Consider the following 22,530-nt stretch of genomic DNA (forward strand, 5'->3'; position numbering starts at 1 on the left):
GTACGTTCCGGAGGTAAGTAGTTGGTAAAATCAATCTCTTTACTCAACAGGACTTGCTGCCGTCACCGCCGATCGGAATCAATGAATTCCGGTGGCGGTTGAAACCGCCCTCAGTGTGGTTAAGCGGTCAACAACCGCTCCGCGCTGGCCTGATGAGCCGTGCGTGATTCGGCCACGATGTCCGGATCTCGCGCACGGGGGAGACTCGAAAGAGGCTGGGTGACCCATCACATGCCTGCTCTGAATTCACCAGCACGTATACGGGACAACGCGCACAAACACGAACGCCGCAATGCGCTGCACACCCTGGTCGGCCTGCTCGAACTGGCCGCGCACGACTGGGAGGACATCACCGGACGGGTCCGCGAACCACTCGTCCGTGCCCTCCTCGTCGGCAAGACCGTGACCGCGGCGGCCCACGGCATCGAACTGTCGGTCAGCCGGACCTCGCGGCTCGATCCGCGACCGGGAACCGCGGACGGCCTGGTGACCGTCCTGGGCAACCTGATCGACAACGCCGTGGACGCCCTCCTCGGACACCGGGCGGCCGCCCAGGACGGCCCCCGCATCGAGGTCACCCTGGACGAACGCGGTCCCGTCACCGAACTCCGGGTGGCGGACAACGGCCCCGGAGTTCCGCCGGGGCGCCGGCGGTGGATCTTCGTCGAGGGCGCCTCCACCAAGCGGCACACCGGAGCGGGCCACCGCGGTCTCGGCCTGGCCCTCGTCTCCGACGTGCTGCGCGAGCACGGCGGCACGGTCGCCGTGACCGAACGACGCGGCGGCGGAGCGCAGTTCACCGTACGGCTGCCGAGGACGGCGGGGTGTACCGGCGGGCGGGAGGCCTCGTGATCGGCGTACTCGTCGTCGACGACGACTTCCACGTGGCCGGCATCAACGCCCGGTACGTGTCCCGGGTGCCCGGCTTCCGGGTCGCCGGACGGGCGCACGACGCCGCCGCCGCGTTCGAGGCCGTCCAGTCCGGCGGCATCGACCTGGTCCTCCTCGACCACTACCTGCCCGACGAGAGCGGCCTCTCGCTCACCCGCCGGCTGCGCCGGGAGGGGCCGGCCGTCGACGTCATCATGGTGACCGCGGACAACCGGCCCGCCTCCGTCCAGGAGGCGCTGCGGGCCGGCGTGCTCCAGTACATCGTCAAACCGTTCACCTTCGACGGGCTGCGCGGAAAGCTGGAGGCGTACGCGCAGTTGCGCGGCGCCCTCGACGACACCGAGTTGGACCAGGACAAGATCGACCGGGTCCTCGGCACCCTGCGTGCCTCGGCCGCCGTCAGCCCGATGCCCAAGGGGTACACGCAGCGCACGGCCGAGCTGATCCGGCAGATCGTCACCCGGGCCGGCGGCCCCGTGTCCGCCGGCGAGGTGTCGGAACACGCCCGGGTCAGCCGGTCCACCGCCCAGCGGTACCTGAAGTACCTGGAGGAACAGGGCCGGCTGCGGCTGACCCTGAAGTACGGGGACAGCGGCCGCCCCGAGCACCACTACTCGGCCGGCTGATGGTGCCGCCCGCCCGCCGAACTGGCGGGCGGCACCAGGGGCCGGGCGGCCCGGCGGCTCACACCGCCGGGCCACCCGCGTCGCGCACCCGGAGCTGGAACTCCAGGTGGGCGACGGCTCCACGGGCGGCCTCCACCGCCTCCTCGGCGCTGCCGCCGAGCGCACGGACGTACGCCACCCGGGAATCGGAGGAGGTCAGCCCGCCGACCTCCGCGCCCTCGCGGGCGGTCACCTGCACCGCCGACACACCGGGCACCGCACGCGCCTCGGCCAGGCCGCCGACCTCACCCAGCACCCCGCGTCCGGCCAGCACCGCGAACCAGATCGCCGAACTTGGCCGGCCGTCCGCCGCGGTCAGCGCGGCCCGCACGTCCGGCAGCACCCGCTCTCCGAGCGTCTGGCGCAGAGCGCACTCGTCGAGGTCGACACCGGTCGAGTCCAGGGTCAGCCCCGGGATGTCGTCGCCGCCCATCCGTACGTGCGTCTCGATCACCCGCGGGCCGGCGCCGCCGAGCACCACCTCCGTGTGCGTCACCCCGAAGGTCACCCCCAGCGCGTCCAGGACACCGGTCACGCAGGCCGCGATCTCCGCGCGCCGCTCCTCGGGCAGCACGGCCGGGGAGACGTGGCCCAGCTCCACGAAGGTCGCCGGGTCCGAGTACTTGCGGGTGACGGCGACCACCTGGTGCTCGCCGTCCTCCGAGACCGCCTCCACGCTGTACTGGGTGCCCTCGATGAACTCCTCCACCAGCACACCGGGGTTGGCCAGCCCCAGATAGCTGCCGCCGGCCCGCTCGAAGGCGGCGGCCAGGTCGCTGTCGGCGGTCACCCGGGCGACGCCCGCGCTGCCCGACCCGGAGACCGGCTTGACCACGCAGGTCCCGTGCGCGACCACGAACGCGCGCAGCGCCTCCACGTCGGCCACCCGGGCGTGCGCGGTGGTGTCGGCGCCCGCCTCGGCCAGCCGGTCCCGCATGGCCTCCTTGTCGTGCACCAGCCCGACCGTCTTCACGCTGTGGCACGCCAGGCCGAGGGCCTCGCCGATCGCCGCGTACCGGTCCTGGTCCCGCTCCCCGAAGGTGGCGATCCGGGTGAACGGGCGCAGCGCGTGCGCGGCCCGCGCCAGCGCGATCCACTCCGCGTCCGGGGCGTCCCCGCGCACCCCCATCACCCGGGCGTTGCCGCCCGGTTCGCGCACCTTGCCGATGTAGTCCAGCTGGACCATCACCGTGGTCTCGGTGCCCGGCCGGGCGGCGCGCAGCCGGGCCGGGAAGTCGCGGCCGGTCCCGACGACCAGGACGTGCTCAGACATGACAGTTCCTCTCACCGATGTCACCCGATGTCATCAGGACGCGTCGGACGCGTCGGACGCGTCGGGCCCGCGGACCCAGTCGGTGGCGTCGTACCACCAGCGCGTCAGTTCCTCCATGTCCTTGCGGACCTCCTCCGCCGACCCGGCCGCCACCAGGGCGGTGGCGGCCGCCTGGGTCAGGTGCTCCACCCCGCGGCCCACCGCGCCCGGCGCCATCGCGTGCGTCAGCTGTGCCGTGGGCACCGGGCAGGGACCGGCCGGCGGCACGAACGCGCCGTAGCCCGGCGGGTACAGGATCCAGCCGGCCAGCTCCGCCGGTGCGGCCGGCTGCCCGGCCAGGGTGAGCGCGCTGCCGCACTGGGCGCGCAGGCCCTCCCTCGCGAGCTGCACGCCGAAGACCCGCTCGTACGCCTCGGCGATCAGCGCGCCCCCGGCCCGGCTGGCGATCTCGCACAGCACCGGCTCGCCGTCGGTGCCGATCCACGCCTCCAGGTGGAAGGCGAGCGGGTGCGGCGCGGCCGGCAGGGCCGCGACCACGTCCCGGGTCAGGCCGGCCAGCGGCGTGAAGGCGGGGTCGTCCGGGTCGAGCATGACGCTGCTGACGTGCGAGTCGTCCCACACCCGCTGCGCGATCCCGCCGCCGTTGTACCGCGCCGGCCAGGAGTGCACCACGCGGCCGTCCCGCATGATGCCGTCCACGTGGAAGAAGTCCCCGTGCACGAAGCTCTCCGCCATCCACTGCCCCGGCAGGTACGGCACGTCGGCCGCGCGCTGCCGGTCCAGGAACGCGGCGACGTCCGCCGGGCCGCGCAGCACGGCCACGCCCTCGGAGCCCGCGCCGAAGCGCGGCTTGACGACCGCAGGCCAGCCCGTGCGGTCCAGGAAGTCCAGCAGGTCCGCCACGCTGTCCACCGCCGTGAACGCGGGCACCCGGATGCCGGCCTCGCCGGCGATCCGCTTCATGACGACCTTGTCGCGGTAGGCGGTGGCGGAGTCGGGCAGCTGACCGGGCAGTCCCAGCCGGGCTCGCAGCCGGGCCGCCCGCAGCACGTCGCTCTCACTGGTGCTCGCGACCAGGTCGGCGCCGTACGCGCGCGCGGCCTCCTCGGCGACCCGCTCGGTGGCCCAGGAGTGGTAGTCCGGCACCAGCCGGTGCATCGGGAAGTGCTCGGCGAGGACGTCCTCGGCGCCCTCGACGGCCTTGGGCGTGGTGACGAGGATGACGCTGTCGGCGGTGTCGTCCAGCCACTCGTGCAGCGGGCGGCCGGTGAGCGGCTGGCGGGAGAACAGCAGGACTTTCGGCATGGCTCTCAGATCCTTGACACGGTGGTGGAGGTGACCGGCCGCAGCCGCCCGTGGAGGTGGACGAGGCTGTCCCCGGGGCCGCCTTCGCGTACCTGCTCGACCGCGGCGACCACCAGGTGGTGGTCGCCGACCCTGATCCGTTCCCGCGCGGCGCACACGAGCCAGCCCAGGCAGTCGTCGAGCAGCGGCACCCCGTGCGGGCCGTGGTGCCAGCCGGTGGGCGGGGCGAACCGGTCGGCGCCCCGGGTCGCGAACCGCTCGGCCAGGTCCGCCTGGTGGGCGCCCAGCAACTGCACCCCGAACCACCGCGCGTCCTGGACCAGTTCCCAGGTGCTGGAGGTCTCGGCCAGCGCGAAGGACACCAGTGCCGGGCTCGCGCTGAGCGAGGTGAACGAGGTGATGGTGACGCCGGCCGGCCCGGCGGGCCCCCGGGCGGTGAGCACGGTGACGCCGGAGGCGTGCGCGCGCAGCACCGACCTGAGGGCCGTGGCCTCGACGGTCACGGAGTGGCCCCCGCCGTCGTGCGGAACGCCGGCCGGGTCAGGCCCAGGTTCTCCCGCAGCGTGGTGCCCTCGTAGGCGGTGCGCATCAGCCCCCGCCGTTGCAGCTCCGGCACCAGCAGCTCGACGATCGCGTCCAGGCCGCCCGGGTGGTAGTCCGGCATGATGTTGAAGCCGTCGGCGGCCTCCGCCGTGAACCACTCCTCCAGCGCGTCCGCGATCGTCTCCGGCGTGCCCAGCAGGAAGCGGTGCCCGCGTCCGGCGGCCACGGACAGGTACAGCTCCCGGATGGTCAGCCCCTCCCGGCGGGCCTTCTCGTACAGCAGCTGCTGCTTGCTGGTCGAGCCCTCGGTGGGCGGCAGTTCGGGCAGCGGCCCGTCGAGGTCGTAGCCGGATATGTCGACCATGCCGAGCTGGTACGAGAGCATGCCGAGCCCGACGACCGGGTCGACCAGCTCCTGGAGCGTGGCGTACTTGTCCTCGGCCTCCGCCTGGGTGCGGCCGACGACGATGAACGCGCCGGGCAGGATCTTCACCTCGTCCGGGTCCCGGCCGTGGTCGGCGACCTGCTTCTTCAGCCCGCGGTAGTAGGTCTGCGCCCCGTCCAGGGTCTGCTGCACCGTGAAGACGACCTCGGCCCAGCGGGCGGCGAAGTCCTGCCCGTCCGGGGACGACCCGGCCTGCACGATCACCGGGTGACCCTGCGGGGGCCGGGCCACGTTGAGGGGGCCGCGGACCTTGAAGTGCTCTCCCTCGTGACCGAGGATGTGCAGCTTCTCCGGGTCGAAGAAACGCCCCGACTCCTTGTCGTAGAGGAAGGCGTCGTCCTCCCAGCTGTCCCACAGCCCGGTCACGACCTCCATGAACTCGCGCGCCCGGTGGTAGCGGGCGGCGTGTGCGGGCTGCTTGTCCAGGTTGAAGTTGCGGGCCTCCGCGTCGGTCGCCGAGGTGACCACGTTCCAGCCCGAGCGGCCTCCGCTCAGGTGGTCCAGGGACGCGAACGAGCGGGCCACGTTGAAGGGCTCGTTGTAGGTCGTGGAGGCGGTGGCCGCCAGTCCGATGTGCGTGGTGTGCACGGCGAGCGCCGACAGCAGCGTCAGCGGCTCGAAGTGCACCATCCGGCCCTGCCGGCTCAGCTCGTCGGCGTCCCGGTACTTGGTGCGCACGCCCGCCCCGTCGGAGAGGAACACCATGTCGAACAGGCCGCGCTCGGCGGTCTGCACCAGACCGCGGTAGTAGTCGAAGTCGAGTCCGCCGTCGGGCCGGGCGTCCGGATGGCGCCAGGCGGCGACGTGGTGCCCCGGCGCGGGCAGGAAGGCGCCGAGCTTCATCATGCGGCGTTGCGCGCTCACGTGGATCTCCAAGGTGCAGGGTACGGACTACGAGGGGGCACCCCCGGGCACGGCCGGCCGGCGGGGGCCGGCCGTGCGCGGCGTCCGGTCAGCCGAGCCGGCGGACCGGCTCGCCCGCGAGGAACGCCTGGATGTCCTCGACGGCGTGGCTGTAGTACGTCGCGTAGTTGCTCTGCGAGACATAGCCGAGGTGCGGGGTGGCGAGGAGCCGGGGTGCGGTGCGCACGGGGTGGCCGGCGGGCAGCGGCTCGACGTCGAACACGTCGAGGCCCGCGCCCGCGATCCGGCCCTCGTGCAGCGCGGCGAGCAGCGCGTCCTGGTCGACGATTGCCGCGCGGGAGGTGTTGACCAGGTAGGCGGAGGGCTTGAACAGGGCGAGTTCGGCGGCACCGACCAGGCCCCGGGTGCGGTCGCCGAGCTTGAGGTGGATGGAGACGAAGTCGCTGGTCCGCAGCAACTCCTCCTTCGACGCGACGAGTTCCACCCCCACCTCGTCGGCGCGCTCCTTCGTCAGGTTCTGGCTCCAGGCGCTGACCCGCATGCCGAAGGCCAGGCCGACCTGGGCGACCCGGGCGCCGATCTTGCCCAGGCCCAGCAGGCCCAGCCGGCGGCCGTTCAGATCGGCGCCGACCGAGGACTGCCAGGGCCCTCCGGTGCGCAGCGCGGTGTTCTCGGCGACCAGGTCGCGGGCCAGGCCGAGCAGCAGCGCCCAGGTCAGCTCCACCGGCGGGGTGGAGGAGCTGGCGGTGCCGCACACCGTGACCCCGTTCCGCTCGGCGGCCGCGTAGTCGATCACCGAGTTGCGCATGCCCGAGGCGACGAGCAGCCGGAGCCGGGGCAGCCGGTCCAGCAGCGCGGCCGGGAACCGGACCCGCTCGCGCAGGGTGACGACGATGTCGAAGTCGGCGAGGCGGGCGGCGAGTTCGTCCTCGTCGGTGAGGTGGTCGCGGAAGATGACGACCTCGACCCGGTCCTCGACGGGGCTCCAGTCGGCCGAGCCGAGGGCCGCGTCCTGGAAGTCGTCGAGGACGGCACAGCGCAGTCGCATGTCAGTTGTCTCCGTAGTCGGTGCCGGTAGTGATCGCGCCGAGGCCGGGGGCCGTCGGCAGGCCGATCTCACCACGTTCGACGGCCGGGCCGCCGAACGGGTCGCCGACCAGAGAGAGATGGCCGTCCAGGTCCAGTTCGTCGGCGAGCGGCGCCAGCTGGGTCATGGCGCTCACCCCGAGGGCGCTCTCCAGCTTGCAGCCGAGCATCACCCGCAGGCCGGCGCGCCGCGCCAGCGTCACCGTCTCGCGGGCCGCGAGGAGGCCGCCGCACTTGACCAGCTTGACGTTGACCCCGCTCACCCGGCCGCGCAGCCGCCCGATGTCCTCGGGTCCGGCGCAGTCCTCGTCGGCGTACACCGGTACCGGGGACCGCTCGTGCACGTAGCGCAGCGCGTCCGGGTCGCCGGGCGGGACCGGCTGCTCCAGGATCTCCACGCCGTGGCGGTGCAGGGTGCGGGCCACCTTCAGCGCCCGGTCCGGGCTCCACGAGCCGTTGCCGTCGACCCGGATACGGCCGCCGTACACCGAGGCGAGCACCCCGGCGCGGCTGCCGTCGTCCTCCGGGGTGAGCTTCAGCTTCAGCACCGGCCAGCCGGCCAGCTCCCGGGCCCGGGAGCGCAGTTCGCCGTCCGGGCAGGCGCCGATCGACAGGGCCGTCGGCGGCACGGGCAGACCGGCCAGGCCCCACAGCCGGTGCAGGGGCTGCCCGCACGCCTTGCCCAGCAGGTCGTGCAGCGCCAGGTCCACGGCGCACCGGGCGGCCGGCCCGATCCCGGCCCCGGCCAGCCGGTCCATGACCCGCCGCAGCTCGTACGGCGAGGAGACGTCCGCCAGCAGCGGGGCGCACGCGCCGACCTCGGCCGGGTCGGCGCCGCGCGCGGTGCCGTAGCCGCGCAGCCCCTCCCAGTCCAGCTCGACGACGCACTGCCGTACCTCCGTGGTCACGCCCGTGTTGCTGGCGAACGGCTCCTTGAGCGCGATGGTCACCGTGCGGTGCGCGAACCTCATCCCAGCACCTCCTCGAAGGCCGCGACCAGGGCGCTGGCCTGCCGGAACGTCAGCTCCCGGAAGCCGTCCGGCTCCACCGGCAGGGCCGGCTCGCGCGGCACCCCGTCCGAGGGGACACCGGTACCCGGCCTGAACCGGCCGCGCAGGTACGGCGAGAGCCGCTCCCCGTGCTCCCCGAGCCAGCCGAGCGCGGTCGGGTGGGCGGCGTCGGGCCGGGCCGCGCGCACCGTGCGGAACAGGTCCGCGAGGAGGTCCGCGTCGGCCGGGGAGGTGCTGGGCGGGCAGAGCATGAAGACCTGCGCGGGCAGCAGCACGAACGCCACCGGGGCGGCCTGCTCGAAACGGCGCACCAGCGGGCTGGCGATCGCCCGCAGGGAGCGGACCGTGGACCGGCGCGTCAGATAGCCGCCGCGCCGGGGCGGGCAGCCGGCCATGGCCCGCGCCCCCCAGTGCACATGCGTGATGAAGGGGGACTCCGGGGCACCGGCCGGGCGGTCCGGGCGGTGGGTGTCCAGCAGGCCGAACAGCACGTTGGTCAGCTGAAGCGACATCACCGGCAGCACCGGCGGCAGGCCGGGCAGCTGCTCGAAGAAGGCCGCCGGGTCGGTCAGGGCCCGCACCAGGACCATCGCGGCCTCGGCGAGCGCGCGGGCGGACGGGTAGCGGTACCCGTCCAGCACGTATCCCGGGCCGTCCGCCGCCAGGTCGCAGCGGGCCACGTCGCCGTCCAGCCGGACCGCCTGGCTGATCAGCTCCGCCAGCCGGGTGCCCTGCTTCGCCGTGGCGTCCGCCTGCTCGATGAGCAGCGTGAGCATGTCCGTGACCAGCGGGCCGTGTTCGACCAGGACGGTGGCCCACTGCCGGAAGCGGTAGCCGGGGATCGTGCGCATCCGGCGCCAGTGCAGGTCGACGAGCGGCACCAGGCCGCCGTCGACCCCGGCCTGGGTCAGCGGGCAGAACAGCGGGCGGTCGCGGTCGCGCCGTACGAAGGCCCGCCCGTCCCAGGTGTACAGGTCGAGGGTGTCCCGCTTGCCCTGCTCGATCAGCGAGCCCGGCCGGTACCCCTCGTCGCCGCCCTCCGTGGCGGCCTCGGTGCGGGTGAAGCCGTAGATCAGCGGATAGCCGTGACCGCCGCCGCAGATCGCGGTGTTGAAGTCCATCGGGCCCGACCGGCCGAGCGCGATGTCCTCCCAGTTGCCGAGGTGCCCGGTGCGTGGCGGCAGCAGGTCCGGGTCGCGGCGCAGCGCGTCGAGCAGGGCACCGATCGGCACGTCCTGGGTGCCGAGGTGGACCGGGCTGAACGTCTTCTCGCCGGCCGCGAGCGCGTCCGCCCCGACGGCGGAGCGCAGCCCCAGCTCGTCCAGCAGCCGCCCGGCCGGCCGGGCGCGTCCGCCCTGGCCGTCCGGCAGGTCCGTGCCGTTCACCGGGCCTCCCCGGTCCGCAGCCGGCGCAGCAGGTGGGGCAGGGTGCCGCCGGCCCGCAGCACGTCCCACTCCCCGGAGTGCACGTCGGCGCGCACGGTGAAGGAGACGGTGCCCGCGGTGACCTCCGCCGTGCCGGTCTCCCGGACGTCGTCCAGCGCCAGCCGGAACTCCTCGTGCCCGGTCAGCCCCAGGTCCGCCCAGCCGCGGCCCTCGGGCAGCAGCAGCGGCAGGATGCCCATGGCGCACAGGTTGGCGCGGTGGATGCGCTCGAAGCTCTCGGCGAGGACCGCCCGCACCCCCAGCAGCCAGGGGCCCTTGGCCGCCCAGTCCCGGGAGGAGCCCATGCCGTAGGAGCGGCCCGCCAGCACGATCAGCGGGGTGTCCTCTGCGGCGTAGCGGCAGGCCGCCTCGTACACCGGCAGCCGGTCGCCGCTCGGCAGGTGCAGCGTCGTGCCGCCGCTGTCGCCGGTGCCCACCAGCCGGTTGCGCAGCCGGGGGTTGCCGAAGGTGCCGCGGGCCATCACCTCGTGGTTGCCGCGCCGCGAGCCGTAGGAGTTGAAGTCCCGCCGCCGTACGCCGCGTTCGGCCAGGTACCGGCCGGCCGGGGAGTCCGGAGCGATCGCGCCGACGGGGGAGATGTGGTCGGTGCTGACGTCGTCGCCGAGCGCGAGCAGCGCCCGCGCGCCGGTCGGCGAACCGGTGCGGGGGGCGGCGTCGGTGTACGCCGGGGGCCGGATGTAGGTGGAGTCCGGGTCCCAGGCGAACACCTCCGCGCGCGACGCGGGTACGGCGTCCCAGCCGGCCCGGGCCGCCGGGTCCTCGGCGAAGACGGTCGGGGTGACGAACTCCGCCTCCAGCCGCCCGAGTTCTCTGTCGTCCGGCCACAGGTCGCGCAGCATCACCGGCTCGCCGCCCGGGTCCGTGCCCAGCGGTTCGCGGTCCAGGTCGGCGCGGACGTGCCCGACGAGGGCCAGCGCGACGACCAGGGCCGGCGAGGCCAGGTATCCGGCGCGGACCTGGGCGTGCACCCGGCCCTCGAAGTTGCGGTTGCCGCTGAGCACCGCCGCGACAGTCGGACCGCCCTCGTCCACGGCCTCCCCGACGCCCTCGTTCAGCGGTCCGCTGCCGCCGTTGCACGTCATGCAGCCGTACCCCGTGACATGGAAGCCCAGCTTCTCCAGGTCCGCGAGCAGACCCGCCTCGCGCAGATACCGGGTGACGGCCCGGGAGCCGGGCGCCAGACTCGTCTTCACATGCCCGGGAACGGTCAGACCCCGCTCGACGGCCCGCCGCGCCAGCACCCCGGCCGCCAGCATCGCCCTCGGGTTGGAGGTGCTGGTGCACGAGGTGATCGACGCGATGACGAGATCCCCGTCCCGGACCCGGCCCGGAGCCGCGTCAACGGGGTCGGTCTCGCCCCCGTCCCCGGCGGACCGCAGCGCCTCGAAGGACGCCGGGAGTTCCGCGAGGGAGATGCGCTGGTCGGGGCGGCTGGGGCCGGCCAGGTTGGGGCCCACCTCGGTCAGGTCGAACTCGATGACGCGGCCGAACCGGGGTTCCGGGGCGCCGTCCTCGCGGAACAGGCGCTGCCGGCGGCAGTACTCCGCGACGCGGGCCGTCCGCGCCTCAGAACGGCCGGTGCGCCGCAGGTAGTCGAGGGTCTCGGCGTCCACCGGGAAGAACGCGGTCATGGCACCGTACTCGGGCGCCATGTTGGCGATCGTGCAGCGGTCCGGGGCCGACAGGGCGCCCATGGCCGGGCCGGTGAACTCCAGCATCAGTCCGCGTACGCCCTCCCGGCGCAGCCGCTCGGTCAGCGCGAGGACGATGTCGGACGGCGAGGTGCCCGGACGCGGGGCGCCGGTCAGGCGCACACCCACCACGGCCGGCACGCGGACCGGCCGGGCCAGCCCCAGCAGCAGGGCCTCCGCCTCCAGCCCGCCGACCCCCCAGCCGAGGACACCGAGCCCGTTGACCATGGTGGTGTGGCTGTCGGTGCCGATCACGGTGTCCGGGAAGAGCACACCGTCCGGGCCCTGCGCGACCACGGTCGCCAGCCGCTCCAGGTTGACCTGGTGCACGATGCCGCTGCCCGGCGGGACCACCCGCAGCCCGTCGAACGCGCCCTCGGCCCACTTCAGGAACGCGTACCGCTCCCGGTTGCGCTCCAGCTCCAGCGCCTCGTTGCGGGCCAGCGCGTCCGCCCGCCCCGCGAAGTCGGTCTGCACGGAGTGGTCGACGACCACGTCGACGGGCAGCGCCGGATGGACGAGGCCGGGCCGGTCCACCCGGTCGCGCAGCGCGGCGAGATCCACCAGCAGGGGGATACCGGTGTAGTCCTGGACCAGGATCCGCGCGGGCACGAACGGCATCTCCAGGCCCGGCTCCTCGCCTGCCGCGAGCCGCTTGCCGAGCCCGGCCGCCGCGGCGGTGTCACCCGCCCGCAGCAGCGACTCCAGCAGCACCCGCCCGGTGTACGGGACGGCGTCCAGGTCGAAGCCCGCCCCCGCGGCGAACGCGGGCAGCCCGTACTGCTCGGCGTCCCGTCCGGCGAGCGGCGTCCCGGCCGGCGCCGTCATCGGCCCGCCACCGTCCGGTCGGCGGGGTACCGCAGGCCGCGCGGGCCGACGTACTCCAGCAGCGGCCGGATGAGCACGTTGTTGGACTGCTGCTCCAGGGCCTGGGCCACCCAGCCCGCGGTGCGGCCGACCACGAACAGCGGTACGGCGAGGTCGTCGGGCAGACCGAGCAGGCGGTAGGCGAGACCGGCGTACAGGTCCACGTTGGGCGCGAGACCGTAGCGGCCGTAGGGGCGCATCGCCTCGGCCACGGCGTCGAGGATGTCGAGCCCGCCGCTGTCGCCCCGCTCCCGGCTCAACTCCACGACCGTGTCGCGCAGATGACGTACCCGCGGGTCCTCCGTGCGGTACACGCGGTGGCCGAAACCCATCACCGGCTCGCCCCGGCCGCGCAGTTCGGCCACGTACTCGGCGGCCCGCTCGGGCGAGCCGACCTGGTCCACCAGCCGGACCACCCGCTCGGCGGCCCCGCCGTGCACCGAACCGGCGAAGGTGGCGACGGCCGCCGTGAGGGCGGCCGTCATCCCCGCGCGCGAGCCGACGGCCACGCGGGCGGCGAACGCCGACGCGTTGGAGCTGTGGTCGGCGTGGACGATGAAGCCCTTGTTGATGAACCGCACGGCCGCCGCCGTGGGCCGCTCGCCGAGCAGCGCGGTGAGGAAGGCGTCCGCGTACGAGGTCTCCTCCGCCGGGATCGACGGCTCCCGCCCGCTGCGGTAGGCGTGGTGGGCGGCGACGATCATCGGGATCCGGGCGATCAGCGCGATGCCGGTCTCCCGCGCCTCCTCCAGCGACTCGTCGGTGTCCGCCGGGCGCCGCGGGCCGAACGCGCCGAGCGCCGAGACACACGTGCGCAGCGCGTCCATGGGGTGGGCGCCGGCCAGCGAGCGGGCCAGGTCGAGCACCGGCCGGGGCAGCTCCCGGGCGGCCCGCAGCTCCTTCTCGAACGCCCTCAGGGCGTCGGCGTCGGGCAGCCGGCCGTACACCAGGAGGTACGCCACCTCCTCGAAGGAGGCGCGCCCGGCGAGGTCGTGGATGCTGTAGCCGCGGTACTCCAGGACGCCCTCGGCACCGTCGATGCGGGTGATGGTCGTCCGGTCGAAGCGGACGCCGTCCAGGCCCCGGTGCACGGTGTGCGCCTGCGGGGCCTCGGACGCGGCCGCGGACAGCGGTGCCGGTGCCGTGCCGGGGGTGCTGCCCTCGGCGAACGCGCGGATCGCCGGCACCGAGCGCAGCGCGAGGGTGAGTTCGTCGTCGATCGTCACCCCGTACGCCGCTTCGAGCGCCGCCATCAGCGAGACGTGGCCGAGCGAGTCCCACTCCCGGATCGACTGGTATTCGAGGGCGCTGGTGACGCGGTCCTCGCCGATGCCCAGGGTGTGGGCGATGAGGGCGTCGACGCTGCTCATGGTTCCCCTCCTGTGTGGGGTCGTGTGCGGGGGTCGTGCGCGGGTGTCGTGGGCGGTGCCCGTCGGGCCGGCGGCGGTCGGCCGCGTGCGCCGACGGGACCGCGCCGGGACCGGAGCGTGCGGGACCGTGTTGGGCCGGCTCCGTGCCGGGGCGGGGCTCAGCGGTGGCCGGCCGTCTCCTCCGGCGGGGCGGGGCGGTCGTCGGCCGTGTGCTCCCCGAGCCGGTCGCGGAGCGCGGCGCGGTCCACCTTGCCGTTGGCGTTGACCGGCATCTCCGCGACGACCCGCAGGGACTTCGGCACCATGTACGACGGCAGACCGGCGGCGCAGGCCGCGGCCAGCGCCTCGGTGTCCCCGGTGCCGGAGACCACCGCCGTGATCGCCTGGTCGGCCGGCGAGAGCAGGCAGACCGCCTCCGTGGCCCCGGCCCGGCGCAGCACGGCCTCGATCTCGCCCAGCTCGACCCGGTGACCGCCGACCTTGACCTGCTGGTCGTTGCGGCCGAGGCAGACGTACTGCCCGTCCAGGTGCCGTACCAGGTCGCCGGTGCGGTAGTAGGTGCGGCCGTCGCGCTCGAAGTACCGCTCGGCCGTCAGCCCCGGCGCCCGCCAGTAGCCCGGCGTGGTCTGCGGGCCGGCCACGCACAGCTCGCCCGCCTCGCCGTCGCCGACCTCGGCCAGCCCCTCGTCCACCACCAGGGCGTGCAGCCCCGGGTAGGGGCGCCCGATGGGCACGTTGTCGTGGACGCACGCGGCCGGCGACGTCACCGGGTCCCAGCGGTGCACGGTGCAGGCGATGGTCAGCTCGGTCGGCCCGTACAGGTTCTCCACCGTGGAGTACGGCGCCGCCGCCTGCCACGCCTCGGCGGTGGCCCGGGGCAGCGCCTCCCCGCAGAACAGGCTCCAGCGCAGGGTCGGCATGGTGCCGGGCCCCAGCACCCCGCGCCGGCGCAGCACGGCCGCCACCGAGGGCACGGAGAACCAGACGGTGACGCCGTTGCGCTCCAGGTAGCGGAAGGGGGCGAGCAGCTCGATGGGGTCCATCGCGCAGACCGCCGCACCGTTCTCCCAGGCCATGAAGAGGTCGAACACCGACAGGTCGAAGGTCTGGTCGAACGTCTGGGTGAGCCGGTCGTCGGGGGTGAGCCGGTAGCGGTCCTGGTTGACGTCGAGGAACGCCCGCGCGTTGGCGTGCGTGACCGGCACCCCCTTCGGCACCCCGGTGCTGCCCGAGGTGAACAGCAGGTAGGCGGGGTCGTCCGGCCCGGGCGCGGGCAGCTCGTCGAGCGGGGAGAACGCCGCGAGGTCCGCCGCGTCCAGCACCCGGTACCCGGCGAACCCTGGCACGTCGGCGCGGCGGGCGTCCGGCAGCAGCACAACCGGCGGCTTCGGCAGCCGCGGCAGCAGCTCGGCGAGCTGGGGCGCGGAGGCGGCGTCCACCAGGACGGCGTCGACGTCCGCGCGTTCCAGCATGGTCCGGGTCCGCTCCTGCGGGAACTTCCGGTTGAGCGGGACGAACGCGGCGCCCGCGAACAGCGCCGCGGCCACGCCCAGGTAGGAGACCTCGCTGCGGTGGGCGAACACCCCGACCCGCTCGGGCCGGCGCCCGGCCGCGTCGACGAGGGCGGCGGCCCAGCGGCGCGCGGTGAGCGCGGTCTCCTCGTAGGTGTAGGCGCGGCGCCCGAGGGTCAGGGCGACGCGGCCCGGCTGGGTGCTCGCGTGGTGGAGCAGGCCGGCGCCGAGACGCCGGTCGAGTGCTGTGGTCATGTCGGTCCGAACTGACGGTGACGGGAAGCCGGACAGACGCTAGCCGTGCCCCGGGCCGTCCGCGCCGTTGCGAGCGCACTGCTCCTTAAGCCAGCAAATCCCCTTCTGCGCACAGGCTTTGTGCTTCCGCCACGCAATCAACGCGCACAGTGAGCAGAATCGGCTTTTCGCGGTCAATTCCGTTTGTGCGCGCAAGACCGCCCCGCCGGGACCGGGTGACCTAGCCTCGCCGGGACGAACCAGCGAGGAGTGCCCCCACGATGAGATCCCTCCTGCCGCCGCCCGGCCCCGCGCGACTCCTCGCGGTCATCACGATGGTGATGACACTGGGTCAGGGGCTGTGGATGGCGCTCAGCGCGATCTACGCCGTCACCGTGCTGCACCTGACGACGGGGCAGCTCGGCATCAGTGTGAGCGTCGCCGCCGCGATCGTCCTGCTGTGCAGCATCCCGCTCGGGCACCTGGCCGACCGGGCCGGCCCGCGCACGGTCCAGATGTGGTCGTTCCTGGTGCTGACCGTACTGACCTGCGCGCTGCTGTTCGCCACCGACTTCTGGCCATATCTGGTCGTCGTCTCCCTGCAGGGCATCGCCTACCGGTCCGGCCGCAGCGCCCGCAAGGCCATGCTGGCCGGCCTCATCCCGTCGGCGAACCGGGTCACCGTGCTCGCCCAGATCCGGGCCGCCTCCAACGCGAGCGTGTCGGTCGGCGCGTGCCTGGCCGGCCTCGTCCTCGCCGTGGGCTCCCGCGTGGCCTACCAGGGGGCCGTGGGCTTCATCGCGCTCACCTTCCTGATCACCGGCCTGCTCACCATGAAGGAGCCGGCCGTGCCGCCGGTCCCGGCCTCGGCGGGCCCCGCCCTCGGGGTCCTGCGGGACGTGCCGTTCCTCAGCTTCGCCGCGCTGGACGGGCTGCTGACCACGCACGCCATCCTGCTCGACGTGGTGCTGCCGCTGTGGGTGCTGCGGCACACGGGCGCGCCGCGCTGGATGAGCGCGGTGATCCTGCTGGTCAACACCATCCTGGTGGTGACCGTGCAGACCTGGGCGGCCCGGGGCGCGGACGATCCGCGGTCGGCCGCCCGGGTGAGCCTCCAGGGCGCGGGCTGCGTGGCCGGCGCCTGCCTGGTGTTCGCGCTGAGCGACGGGGCGGCCCTGCTGCCGGCCTGCCTGCTGCTGGTGGTGGGCGCCGTCGGGCACGCGCTGGGCGAGGTGCGGCAGGCGGCGGGCAGCTGGGGCATCGCGTTCGAGCTGGCCCCGGACCACGCCCAGGGCCAGTACCAGGCCACCCACGCCATGGGCGCCGACATCGGCAAGATGATCGCGCCGGCCGTCTTCACCTGGCTGGTCCTCGACCACGGGGCGCTCGGCTGGGTCGTGCTGGCCGGGGCGTTCGCCCTCCTGGGTGCGGCCATGCCGGCCGTCGTCTCCCGCGGCCTGCGCACCCGCGCCGCCGCGGGCGAGGGCGAGGGCGAGGGTGCCGGGAGCACGGCCGGCGAGGTGACCCCGGCCGGCTGAGCGGCCCGCGCCGGCGCCGGGGACCGCTCGCCACTCCGTCGGCGGGCACGCCGTACGAATTCCGAGCACGACGTACCGACTCCGCGTACGGCGTACGAACTCCCAGTACGACGTACCGACTCCGCGTACGACGTACGAACTCCCAGTACGACGTACGACTTCCGAGCACCACGTGCGAAAGGTGGGCAGCTGCGTCATGACCATGTGGAACGTCGCACCGCGCAGTGTGAACCTCCAGGGCGTCTGCCGGGTGGGCCGGGCGCACGCCTGGGCCGTCGGCGACGGCGGCATGATCCTGGCCACGCGCGACGGCGGCACCCGCTGGACTCCCCAGGGGGACACCGACAAGGACCTGCGGGCGGTCGCCTTCGCCGACACCCGGCGCGGCTGGGTGGCCGGACGCGACGGCACGATCCTGCGCACCGACGACGGCGGCGCGCACTGGCACGGCCAGGACTCCGGCACCGAACGCAACCTCTACGGCATCGCGTTCGCCCCGTCCGGACGCACGGGCTGGGCCGTCGGCGACGGCGGCACCGTCCTCGTCTCGCGCGACGGCGGGGTTAGCTGGCGGCCGCAGACCGCCCCGGCCGGCGCGCACTTCACGCGCTGCTTCGCCCTGGGCGACGATGCGGCCTGGATCGCCGGCAAGAAGGGCCACGTCCTCGCGACCACCGACGGCGGCGCCACCTGGACGCCGCAGCACACCGGCACCGACGCCGACCTGCGCGGTGTCTTCGCGCTCACCCGCGACCTGTGCTGGGCCGTGGGACGCGGCGGCACCGTGCTGTGGAGCACCGACGGCGGCACCACCTGGAACCACGGTGACAGCGGCACCGAACTGGACGTCTACGGCCTCTGGGCGGCACCCGACGGGCGCACGGTACGCGTCTCCGGCGACGACGGCATGATCCTCGCCTCGGAGGACGGCGGCCGCACCTTCGCGCCGCAGAGCAGCGGCACCGGCAAGGACGTCGTCACGCTCGCCTTCACCCCGGACGCGCTGCGCGGCTGGGCCGCCGGCGACGACGGCCTCGTCCTGGCCACCGAGGACGGCGGCCGCAGCTGGCACCCGCAGCTCAACGGCATGCACAAGGACCTGGTCGGCGTGCACGGCGCGGGCCCGGTCCGCTGGGTGACCGGCCAGGACGGCACCGTGGCCGTGACGACCGACGGCGGCGCCTCCTGGCAGAGCGGCACCGCCGCCGGCCCCGCGGATGCCGCCTGCCTGTTGTGGGCCGTGCACGGCCTCGACGACGGGCTGCGCGCCTGGGCGGTGGGCGAGTCCGGCACCGTCCTCGCCACCGCCGACGGCGGCGCGACCTGGCAGCGCCGGGACGTCCCGACCGGCGCCGCGCTGCACGCCGTCCACCTCGCCGGACCGGCCGGCTGGGCGGTGGGCGAGTCCGGCACCGTTCTCGTCACGGCCGACGAGGGCCTGACCTGGCAGCTTCGGGACACCCCGGCCACGGCTCACCTGCACGCCGTGCACGGCACGGCCGACGGGCGGCACGCGTGGGCGGTGGGGGAGTCCGGCACCGTCCTCGCCACGGCCGACGGCGGCACCACCTGGCGGCTGTGCGACACCCCGGCCGGCACGCCCACCCTGACCGGCGTGCACGCCGTGGACGCGGCGACGGCCTGGGCGTCGGGCCGCGCCGGCACGCTCCTGGTCACGCACGACGGCGGCGCCACCTGGGAACGCCGTGCCGGCGGCACGGACACCGTGCTGTGGGGCGTCGCCTTCACCGCGTCCGGCGAACACGGCTGGGCGGTGGGCGACTCGGGCACCGTCCTCGCCACCTCCGACTCCGGCGCCACCTGGCACACCCAGGACGCCGCCGTCGCCAACAACCTCAAGGGCGTGTGGGCCGCACCCGACGGCAAGGGCGTCACGGCCGTCGGCGACGGCGGACTGGTCCTCGGCAGCGAGGACGCCGGGCGGACCTGGCGGGCGCACGTCTCCGGCACCGGCAAGAACCTCTACGGCGTGCACGTCTTCCCCGACGCGAGCGGCGGCTGGATCGTCGGCGACGGCGGTACGGTCCTCTCCTGCCGCGCGAGCGGACGGTGGACCCCGCGGCCCCCGGGCGTCGCCACCAACCTGTACGGCATCGCGGCACCGGACCCCGACCGGGCCTGGGTGGCCGGACGCGGCGGCACCGTGCTGGCCACCCGGGACGCGGGCGCCACCTGGCGGACCCAGCGGACGGACACCATCAAGGACCTGCTGTCGGTGCACGTCCGCCCGGACGGCCGCACCGGCTGGGTCGTCGGCGACCAGGGCACGATCCTGCACACCGGCGACGGCGGGCAGACCTGGCGCCCCCAGGCCGGCGGACCGGGCGAAGCCGCCCTGTGGGCCGTGCAGTTCGCCGACGACCGCACCGGCTGGACGGTGGGCGCGGGCGGCACCGTCCTCACCACCGACGACGCCGGCCGCACCTGGCGGCCGCAGGACAGCGGAACCACCGCCGACCTCATCGGCCTGTGCGTCCTCGACGGGCACACCTGCTGGGCCGTCGGCGACGACGGCACCGTCCTCGGCAGCCACGACGCCGGCCGCACCTGGCGCCGCCGGACCACCGGCACCGTCCAGAGCCTCAACGCCGTGCACTTCTCACCCGACGGCCGCACCGGACGGGCCGTGGGCCGCAGCGACACCGTGCTGCTCACCGACGACGGCGGCGAGACCTGGCGCACCGGCACCACCGGCTCGGGCATGTCCCTGTGGGCCGTGCACGTCGCCTCCCCGCTGCGCACGTGGATCGTCGGCGACGAGGGCACAGTACTGTCGACGCCGGACGGCGGGGCCACCTGGGAACAGCACTTCTACAGCCCGGAGAAGGACGCGGCCGCGCGTCCGCAGCGACAGCAACGATGAACAGGGGAGACATGGCAGACGTCAACGAAGCCGCCGACCTCGAATTCGCGGACATCCCGACCACCACCCTCGCCGACGTCCTGGGCCGCGAGAAGGTCATGGACATCGGCATCCGCCCGCTGTGGCAGCCGGTGCCCCGCATCGCCGGACCGGCGTTCACCGTGCGGTGCCCGGTGGGCGACAACCTCATGCTGCACGCGGCCATCCACCGCGCCGCGCCGGGCTCGGTCATCGTCGTCGAGTCGGGCGACCTGGACCACGCGCTGGCCGGCGGCAACGTGTGCGCGGTCGCGCGGCGCCGGGGCGTCGTGGGCTTCGTCGCGGACGGTCTGATCCGCGACCTCGGCGAGGTCCGCGAGATGGCCTTCCCCGTCTTCGCGCGCGGTGTGATCCCCATCCCGGGCGGCAAGAAGGCGGTCGAACCGCTCAACACCGAGGTCCGCTGCGGCGGGGTGGCGGTGAACGCCGGTGACATCGTGGTCGCCGACGAGGAGGGCGTCGTGGCCGTTCCCGCGCAGCGCGCGGCGGAGGTCATGGATGCGGCCCGGGCCAAGCTGGCCAAGGAGGCCGGCGAGAGCCTCGACGCCTGGGAAGAGGCCCACCGCATCCGCATCGACAAGATCCTTCGCGACCAGGGCTTCGAGGGCTGAGAGGCCCGCCCGCGCCGCGCCCCTGCCCCCACGTCACCGGACGGCGGGGCGGGGGCGTGGATAGGGCGTGGGGAAGCCTCGTTACGGCTCCGCGCGCAGCGGCAGCGGATCCGTCACCCAGCCGGCCGCCAGCACCAGCCGAGAGTGGCGCTCCAGGGCGAGGAAGCCGAATGGCCGGTCGAAACGGGCCTCGACCGTGGTGGTGAGGTAGCGGACGGGAGGAGGCATGCCGCCGGGGACCGCGGCGAACGCCGTCACCGCCGCCGCCCGGAAGCCCAGCGTCCCGAACCGGGCCATGGCCGCCTGCTCGGCCGCCCCGACGGCCGCCGGAGACGCGCTGACGCCGGGGAAGTGGCCGCGGCTGTCGTCCCGTGCCGTGGTCAGCCCGAACAACCCGTGCAGCGCCAGCAGATCGTGGCGCGCCGTCATGTCGTACGCCACCGTCGTCACGTCGAGCAGGGGCGGGTCCGGGGTCGTACTGCGCCCCCTGCGCACCGTGATTCCCGGTCCCACCTCGCCTTGGGGGAGCAGCGGGCCGGACACGACCGGGTGCGCGCCCGCGAGGACGCCGACTCCCGCCCCCAGCACCTGGCCCGGTGTCATCCCCTCCTCGCCGAGCAGCAGATGGACGTCGAGGGCGTTGTCGCCGAGCACCTTCAGTTCGGTGACGTGGCCCTGCGGGGTGCCGGCCACGCCGATCCGGTCCAGTACGGCGGAACGGCGCCGCAGGCCCTGCCGCTCCGTGGTGGCCCAGGGCTCGTACGCCGTGTCGAGCGCGACCTCGTCGAACGGGCTCTGCCACCGCGTGCGCAGCGCCAGCGCGTTCGCGAGGATTAGGTCGACGTTTCTCCGTCGACCGCACCGGCATCCGCTCGATCAGCCCGCCGGTACGGGTCTTCGCCCAGGCGTCCAGGGCCCGCCGGTCCGCCGTCTCGTTGCCGGTGAGCACGCCGTGCGCGTCGGCCGGGAGCCCCGCCGACCAGGCCTCGCGCAGTTCCAGGGTCCTCCTGGTCCACAGGCCCACGGCGCTGTGAAGACCGCGCGTCGCCCCCAGCCCGGCGAGCAACTCCCGTGCCGCGTCGGCCGCCCGGTCCGCTGGCATGCCCAGTGCCTCCGCCAGCTCCGCGCGCGCCGGGCCCGCAGCGCCGTCCGCGAGGAATCCCAGCAGCGGCCACACACCGGCCGCCGAGAACACCGTGCCGCCGTCGCCCGCGGTCGCCGCCCAGCGCGCCGTGAGTCCGTTGACCGCCCGGACCGTGGCTGTCCCCACCCGCATTCCGCCCCCCGTTCCCCGGAGGGACACGGTACCGGCGGCCGGGCCGGGGCGGGCGGCGTAATGGAGGTGTGATCGCGGCTATAAGCGGAAAGAAGTGCCTGCGTAAAGCCCTCCGGGGGCGCATGTCATCACATCGAGTGATTCTCTGGCCTTTGCTTGCATGGCCAACCCACGGTTGCCACGCTGTTGCTGTCTGTACAACCTGATGGGAGCGGCCCGTGACATTCGGTGAGCAGCCGGCGTACCTGCGCGTCGCGGGTGATCTCCGCAAGAAGATCGTCGACGGTTCACTGCCGCCCCACACGCGCCTCCCCTCGCAGGCCCGCATCCGCGAGGAGTACGGCGTCTCGGACACCGTCGCGCTGGAGGCGCGCAAGGTGCTGATGGCCGAGGGGCTGGTCGAGGGCCGTTCGGGGTCGGGCACCTATGTGCGCGAGCGGCCCGTGCCCAGGCGGGTTGCCCGCTCCGGATACCGGCCGGCCGCCGGAGCCACGCCGTTCCGTCAGGAGCAGGCCGACGCCGGGGTGCGGGGCACCTGGGAGTCCAGCAGTGAGCAGGCCGAGGCCGGGGTCGCCCTGGCCGACCGGCTGGGCATCAGACCAGGCGACCGGGTCATGCGCACCAAGTACGTCTTCCGCGAGGCGGGTGAGCCGATGATGCTCTCCACCTCATGGGAGCCGCTCGCCGTCACCGGCCGCACCCCGGTGATGCTGCCCGAGGAGGGGCCGCTCGGCGGCATGGGTGTCGTCGAACGCATGCGCGCCATCGATGTCATCGTGGACAACGTCACCGAGGAGGTCGGCGCCCGTCCCGGCCTCGCCGAGGAACTCCACCTGCTGGGAGGCGTCCCCGGACACGTGGTCCTGGTGATCCAGCGGACCTACTTCGCCTCCGGACGTCCCGTCGAGGCGGCCGACGTGGTGATCCCGGCCGACCGGTACCGGGTGGCGTACCACCTGCCCGTCAAGTGAGCGCCGCGCGG

Annotated in this window: 16 protein-coding genes and 1 pseudogene; 6 read left to right on the plus strand and 11 right to left on the minus strand. The window is 74.4% G+C overall.

The features are described 5' to 3' along the window. Nucleotides 1-231 precede the first annotated feature (231 nt). On the plus strand, nucleotides 232-852 hold the full coding sequence (locus ABZ854_RS12460) for an ATP-binding protein (protein ID WP_361208396.1): 621 nt from the start codon (nucleotides 232-234) through the stop codon (nucleotides 850-852). Then, nucleotides 849-1,517 carry a response regulator gene (locus ABZ854_RS12465; RefSeq protein WP_361208399.1) on the plus strand — a complete coding sequence of 223 codons (669 nt, stop codon included), beginning with the start codon at nucleotides 849-851 and terminating at the stop codon, nucleotides 1,515-1,517. The genes ABZ854_RS12460 and ABZ854_RS12465 overlap by 4 nt, the downstream gene beginning before the upstream one ends. Before the next feature lie 58 nt (nucleotides 1,518-1,575). Here the strand turns inward: ABZ854_RS12465 and ABZ854_RS12470 are convergent, their stop codons facing one another. The 10 genes from ABZ854_RS12470 to ABZ854_RS12515 form a co-directional block, all read right to left on the minus strand. Further along, on the minus strand, nucleotides 1,576-2,829 hold the full coding sequence (locus tag ABZ854_RS12470) for an ATP-grasp domain-containing protein (RefSeq protein WP_361208402.1): 1,254 nt from the start codon (nucleotides 2,827-2,829) through the stop codon (nucleotides 1,576-1,578). Between the two features lie 33 nt (nucleotides 2,830-2,862). Continuing rightward, nucleotides 2,863-4,134 carry a hypothetical protein gene (locus tag ABZ854_RS12475; protein ID WP_361208405.1) on the minus strand — a complete coding sequence of 424 codons (1,272 nt, stop codon included), beginning with the start codon at nucleotides 4,132-4,134 and terminating at the stop codon, nucleotides 2,863-2,865. A 5-nt stretch (nucleotides 4,135-4,139) separates the two neighbouring features. Then, a complete protein-coding gene (locus tag ABZ854_RS12480; protein ID WP_361208408.1) occupies nucleotides 4,140-4,637 on the minus strand; it encodes a flavin reductase family protein in 498 nt (165 codons plus the stop codon). Then, entirely contained in the window at nucleotides 4,634-5,986 is a 1,353-nt protein-coding gene (locus tag ABZ854_RS12485; protein WP_361208411.1) for an LLM class flavin-dependent oxidoreductase, read from the minus strand. The genes ABZ854_RS12480 and ABZ854_RS12485 overlap by 4 nt, the downstream gene beginning before the upstream one ends. 88 nt (nucleotides 5,987-6,074) lie before the next feature. Next, nucleotides 6,075-7,034, minus strand: a complete 960-nt coding sequence (locus ABZ854_RS12490; RefSeq protein ID WP_361208413.1) for a D-2-hydroxyacid dehydrogenase family protein — start codon at nucleotides 7,032-7,034, stop codon at nucleotides 6,075-6,077. 1 nt (nucleotide 7,035) lies between these two features. Further along, complete coding sequence (locus ABZ854_RS12495; RefSeq protein ID WP_361208416.1) at nucleotides 7,036-8,043, minus strand: dipeptide epimerase; 1,008 nt, start codon at nucleotides 8,041-8,043, stop codon at nucleotides 7,036-7,038. After that, a complete protein-coding gene (locus tag ABZ854_RS12500) occupies nucleotides 8,040-9,467 on the minus strand; it encodes a DUF6025 family protein (protein ID WP_361208419.1) in 1,428 nt (475 codons plus the stop codon). The genes ABZ854_RS12495 and ABZ854_RS12500 overlap by 4 nt, the downstream gene beginning before the upstream one ends. After that, nucleotides 9,464-12,046, minus strand: a complete 2,583-nt coding sequence (gene acnA, locus ABZ854_RS12505) for an aconitate hydratase AcnA (protein ID WP_361208422.1) — start codon at nucleotides 12,044-12,046, stop codon at nucleotides 9,464-9,466. The genes ABZ854_RS12500 and acnA overlap by 4 nt, the downstream gene beginning before the upstream one ends. After that, nucleotides 12,043-13,455 (minus strand): citrate/2-methylcitrate synthase, encoded by a 1,413-nt coding sequence (locus ABZ854_RS12510; RefSeq protein WP_361208425.1) that lies wholly within the window; start codon nucleotides 13,453-13,455, stop codon nucleotides 12,043-12,045. The genes acnA and ABZ854_RS12510 overlap by 4 nt, the downstream gene beginning before the upstream one ends. Before the next feature lie 158 nt (nucleotides 13,456-13,613). After that, nucleotides 13,614-15,221, minus strand: coding sequence for an amino acid adenylation domain-containing protein (locus ABZ854_RS12515; RefSeq protein WP_361208427.1), 1,608 nt, complete (start codon nucleotides 15,219-15,221; stop codon nucleotides 13,614-13,616). Between the two features lie 260 nt (nucleotides 15,222-15,481). On the opposite strand from ABZ854_RS12515, the gene ABZ854_RS12520 reads away from it, so the two are divergent. The 3 genes from ABZ854_RS12520 (at nucleotide 15,482) to ABZ854_RS12530 (ending at nucleotide 20,272) form a co-directional block, all read left to right on the plus strand. Further along, nucleotides 15,482-16,738 (plus strand): MFS transporter, encoded by a 1,257-nt coding sequence (locus tag ABZ854_RS12520; RefSeq protein WP_361208430.1) that lies wholly within the window; start codon nucleotides 15,482-15,484, stop codon nucleotides 16,736-16,738. 196 nt (nucleotides 16,739-16,934) lie between these two features. Continuing rightward, nucleotides 16,935-19,622, plus strand: coding sequence for a YCF48-related protein (locus ABZ854_RS12525; protein WP_361208433.1), 2,688 nt, complete (start codon nucleotides 16,935-16,937; stop codon nucleotides 19,620-19,622). An 11-nt stretch (nucleotides 19,623-19,633) separates the two neighbouring features. Further along, on the plus strand, nucleotides 19,634-20,272 hold the full coding sequence (locus tag ABZ854_RS12530) for an RraA family protein (protein ID WP_361208436.1): 639 nt from the start codon (nucleotides 19,634-19,636) through the stop codon (nucleotides 20,270-20,272). 81 nt (nucleotides 20,273-20,353) lie between these two features. Here the strand turns inward: ABZ854_RS12530 and ABZ854_RS12535 are convergent. Then, nucleotides 20,354-21,548 (minus strand): annotated as a pseudogene (locus ABZ854_RS12535) (serpin family protein). A 218-nt stretch (nucleotides 21,549-21,766) separates the two neighbouring features. Between ABZ854_RS12535 and ABZ854_RS12540 the strand changes: the two are divergent. Continuing rightward, nucleotides 21,767-22,519: a GntR family transcriptional regulator gene (locus ABZ854_RS12540; protein ID WP_361208439.1), complete on the plus strand. Its 753-nt coding sequence runs from the start codon at nucleotides 21,767-21,769 to the stop codon at nucleotides 22,517-22,519. The last annotated feature ends 11 nt before the right edge of the window (nucleotides 22,520-22,530 follow it).

It is taken from the genome of Streptomyces sp. NPDC047028, from assembly GCF_040644095.1.
GTDB lineage: Bacteria > Actinomycetota > Actinomycetes > Streptomycetales > Streptomycetaceae > Streptomyces.

Excerpts from the sequence above, each read along its gene's own strand:
- ABZ854_RS12460 (WP_361208396.1), top strand. The coding sequence starts at position 232 with ATGCCTGCTCTGAATTCACCAGCACGTATACGGGACAACGCGCACAAA.
- ABZ854_RS12470 (WP_361208402.1), bottom strand. The coding sequence starts at position 2,829 with ATGTCTGAGCACGTCCTGGTCGTCGGGACCGGCCGCGACTTCCCGGCC.
- ABZ854_RS12475 (WP_361208405.1), bottom strand. The coding sequence starts at position 4,134 with ATGCCGAAAGTCCTGCTGTTCTCCCGCCAGCCGCTCACCGGCCGCCCG.
- ABZ854_RS12490 (WP_361208413.1), bottom strand. The coding sequence starts at position 7,034 with ATGCGACTGCGCTGTGCCGTCCTCGACGACTTCCAGGACGCGGCCCTC.
- ABZ854_RS12495 (WP_361208416.1), bottom strand. The coding sequence starts at position 8,043 with ATGAGGTTCGCGCACCGCACGGTGACCATCGCGCTCAAGGAGCCGTTC.
- acnA (WP_361208422.1), bottom strand. The coding sequence starts at position 12,046 with ATGACGGCGCCGGCCGGGACGCCGCTCGCCGGACGGGACGCCGAGCAG.
- ABZ854_RS12510 (WP_361208425.1), bottom strand. The coding sequence starts at position 13,455 with ATGAGCAGCGTCGACGCCCTCATCGCCCACACCCTGGGCATCGGCGAG.
- ABZ854_RS12515 (WP_361208427.1), bottom strand. The coding sequence starts at position 15,221 with ATGACCACAGCACTCGACCGGCGTCTCGGCGCCGGCCTGCTCCACCAC.
- ABZ854_RS12520 (WP_361208430.1), top strand. The coding sequence starts at position 15,482 with ATGAGATCCCTCCTGCCGCCGCCCGGCCCCGCGCGACTCCTCGCGGTC.
- ABZ854_RS12525 (WP_361208433.1), top strand. The coding sequence starts at position 16,935 with ATGACCATGTGGAACGTCGCACCGCGCAGTGTGAACCTCCAGGGCGTC.
- ABZ854_RS12530 (WP_361208436.1), top strand. The coding sequence starts at position 19,634 with ATGGCAGACGTCAACGAAGCCGCCGACCTCGAATTCGCGGACATCCCG.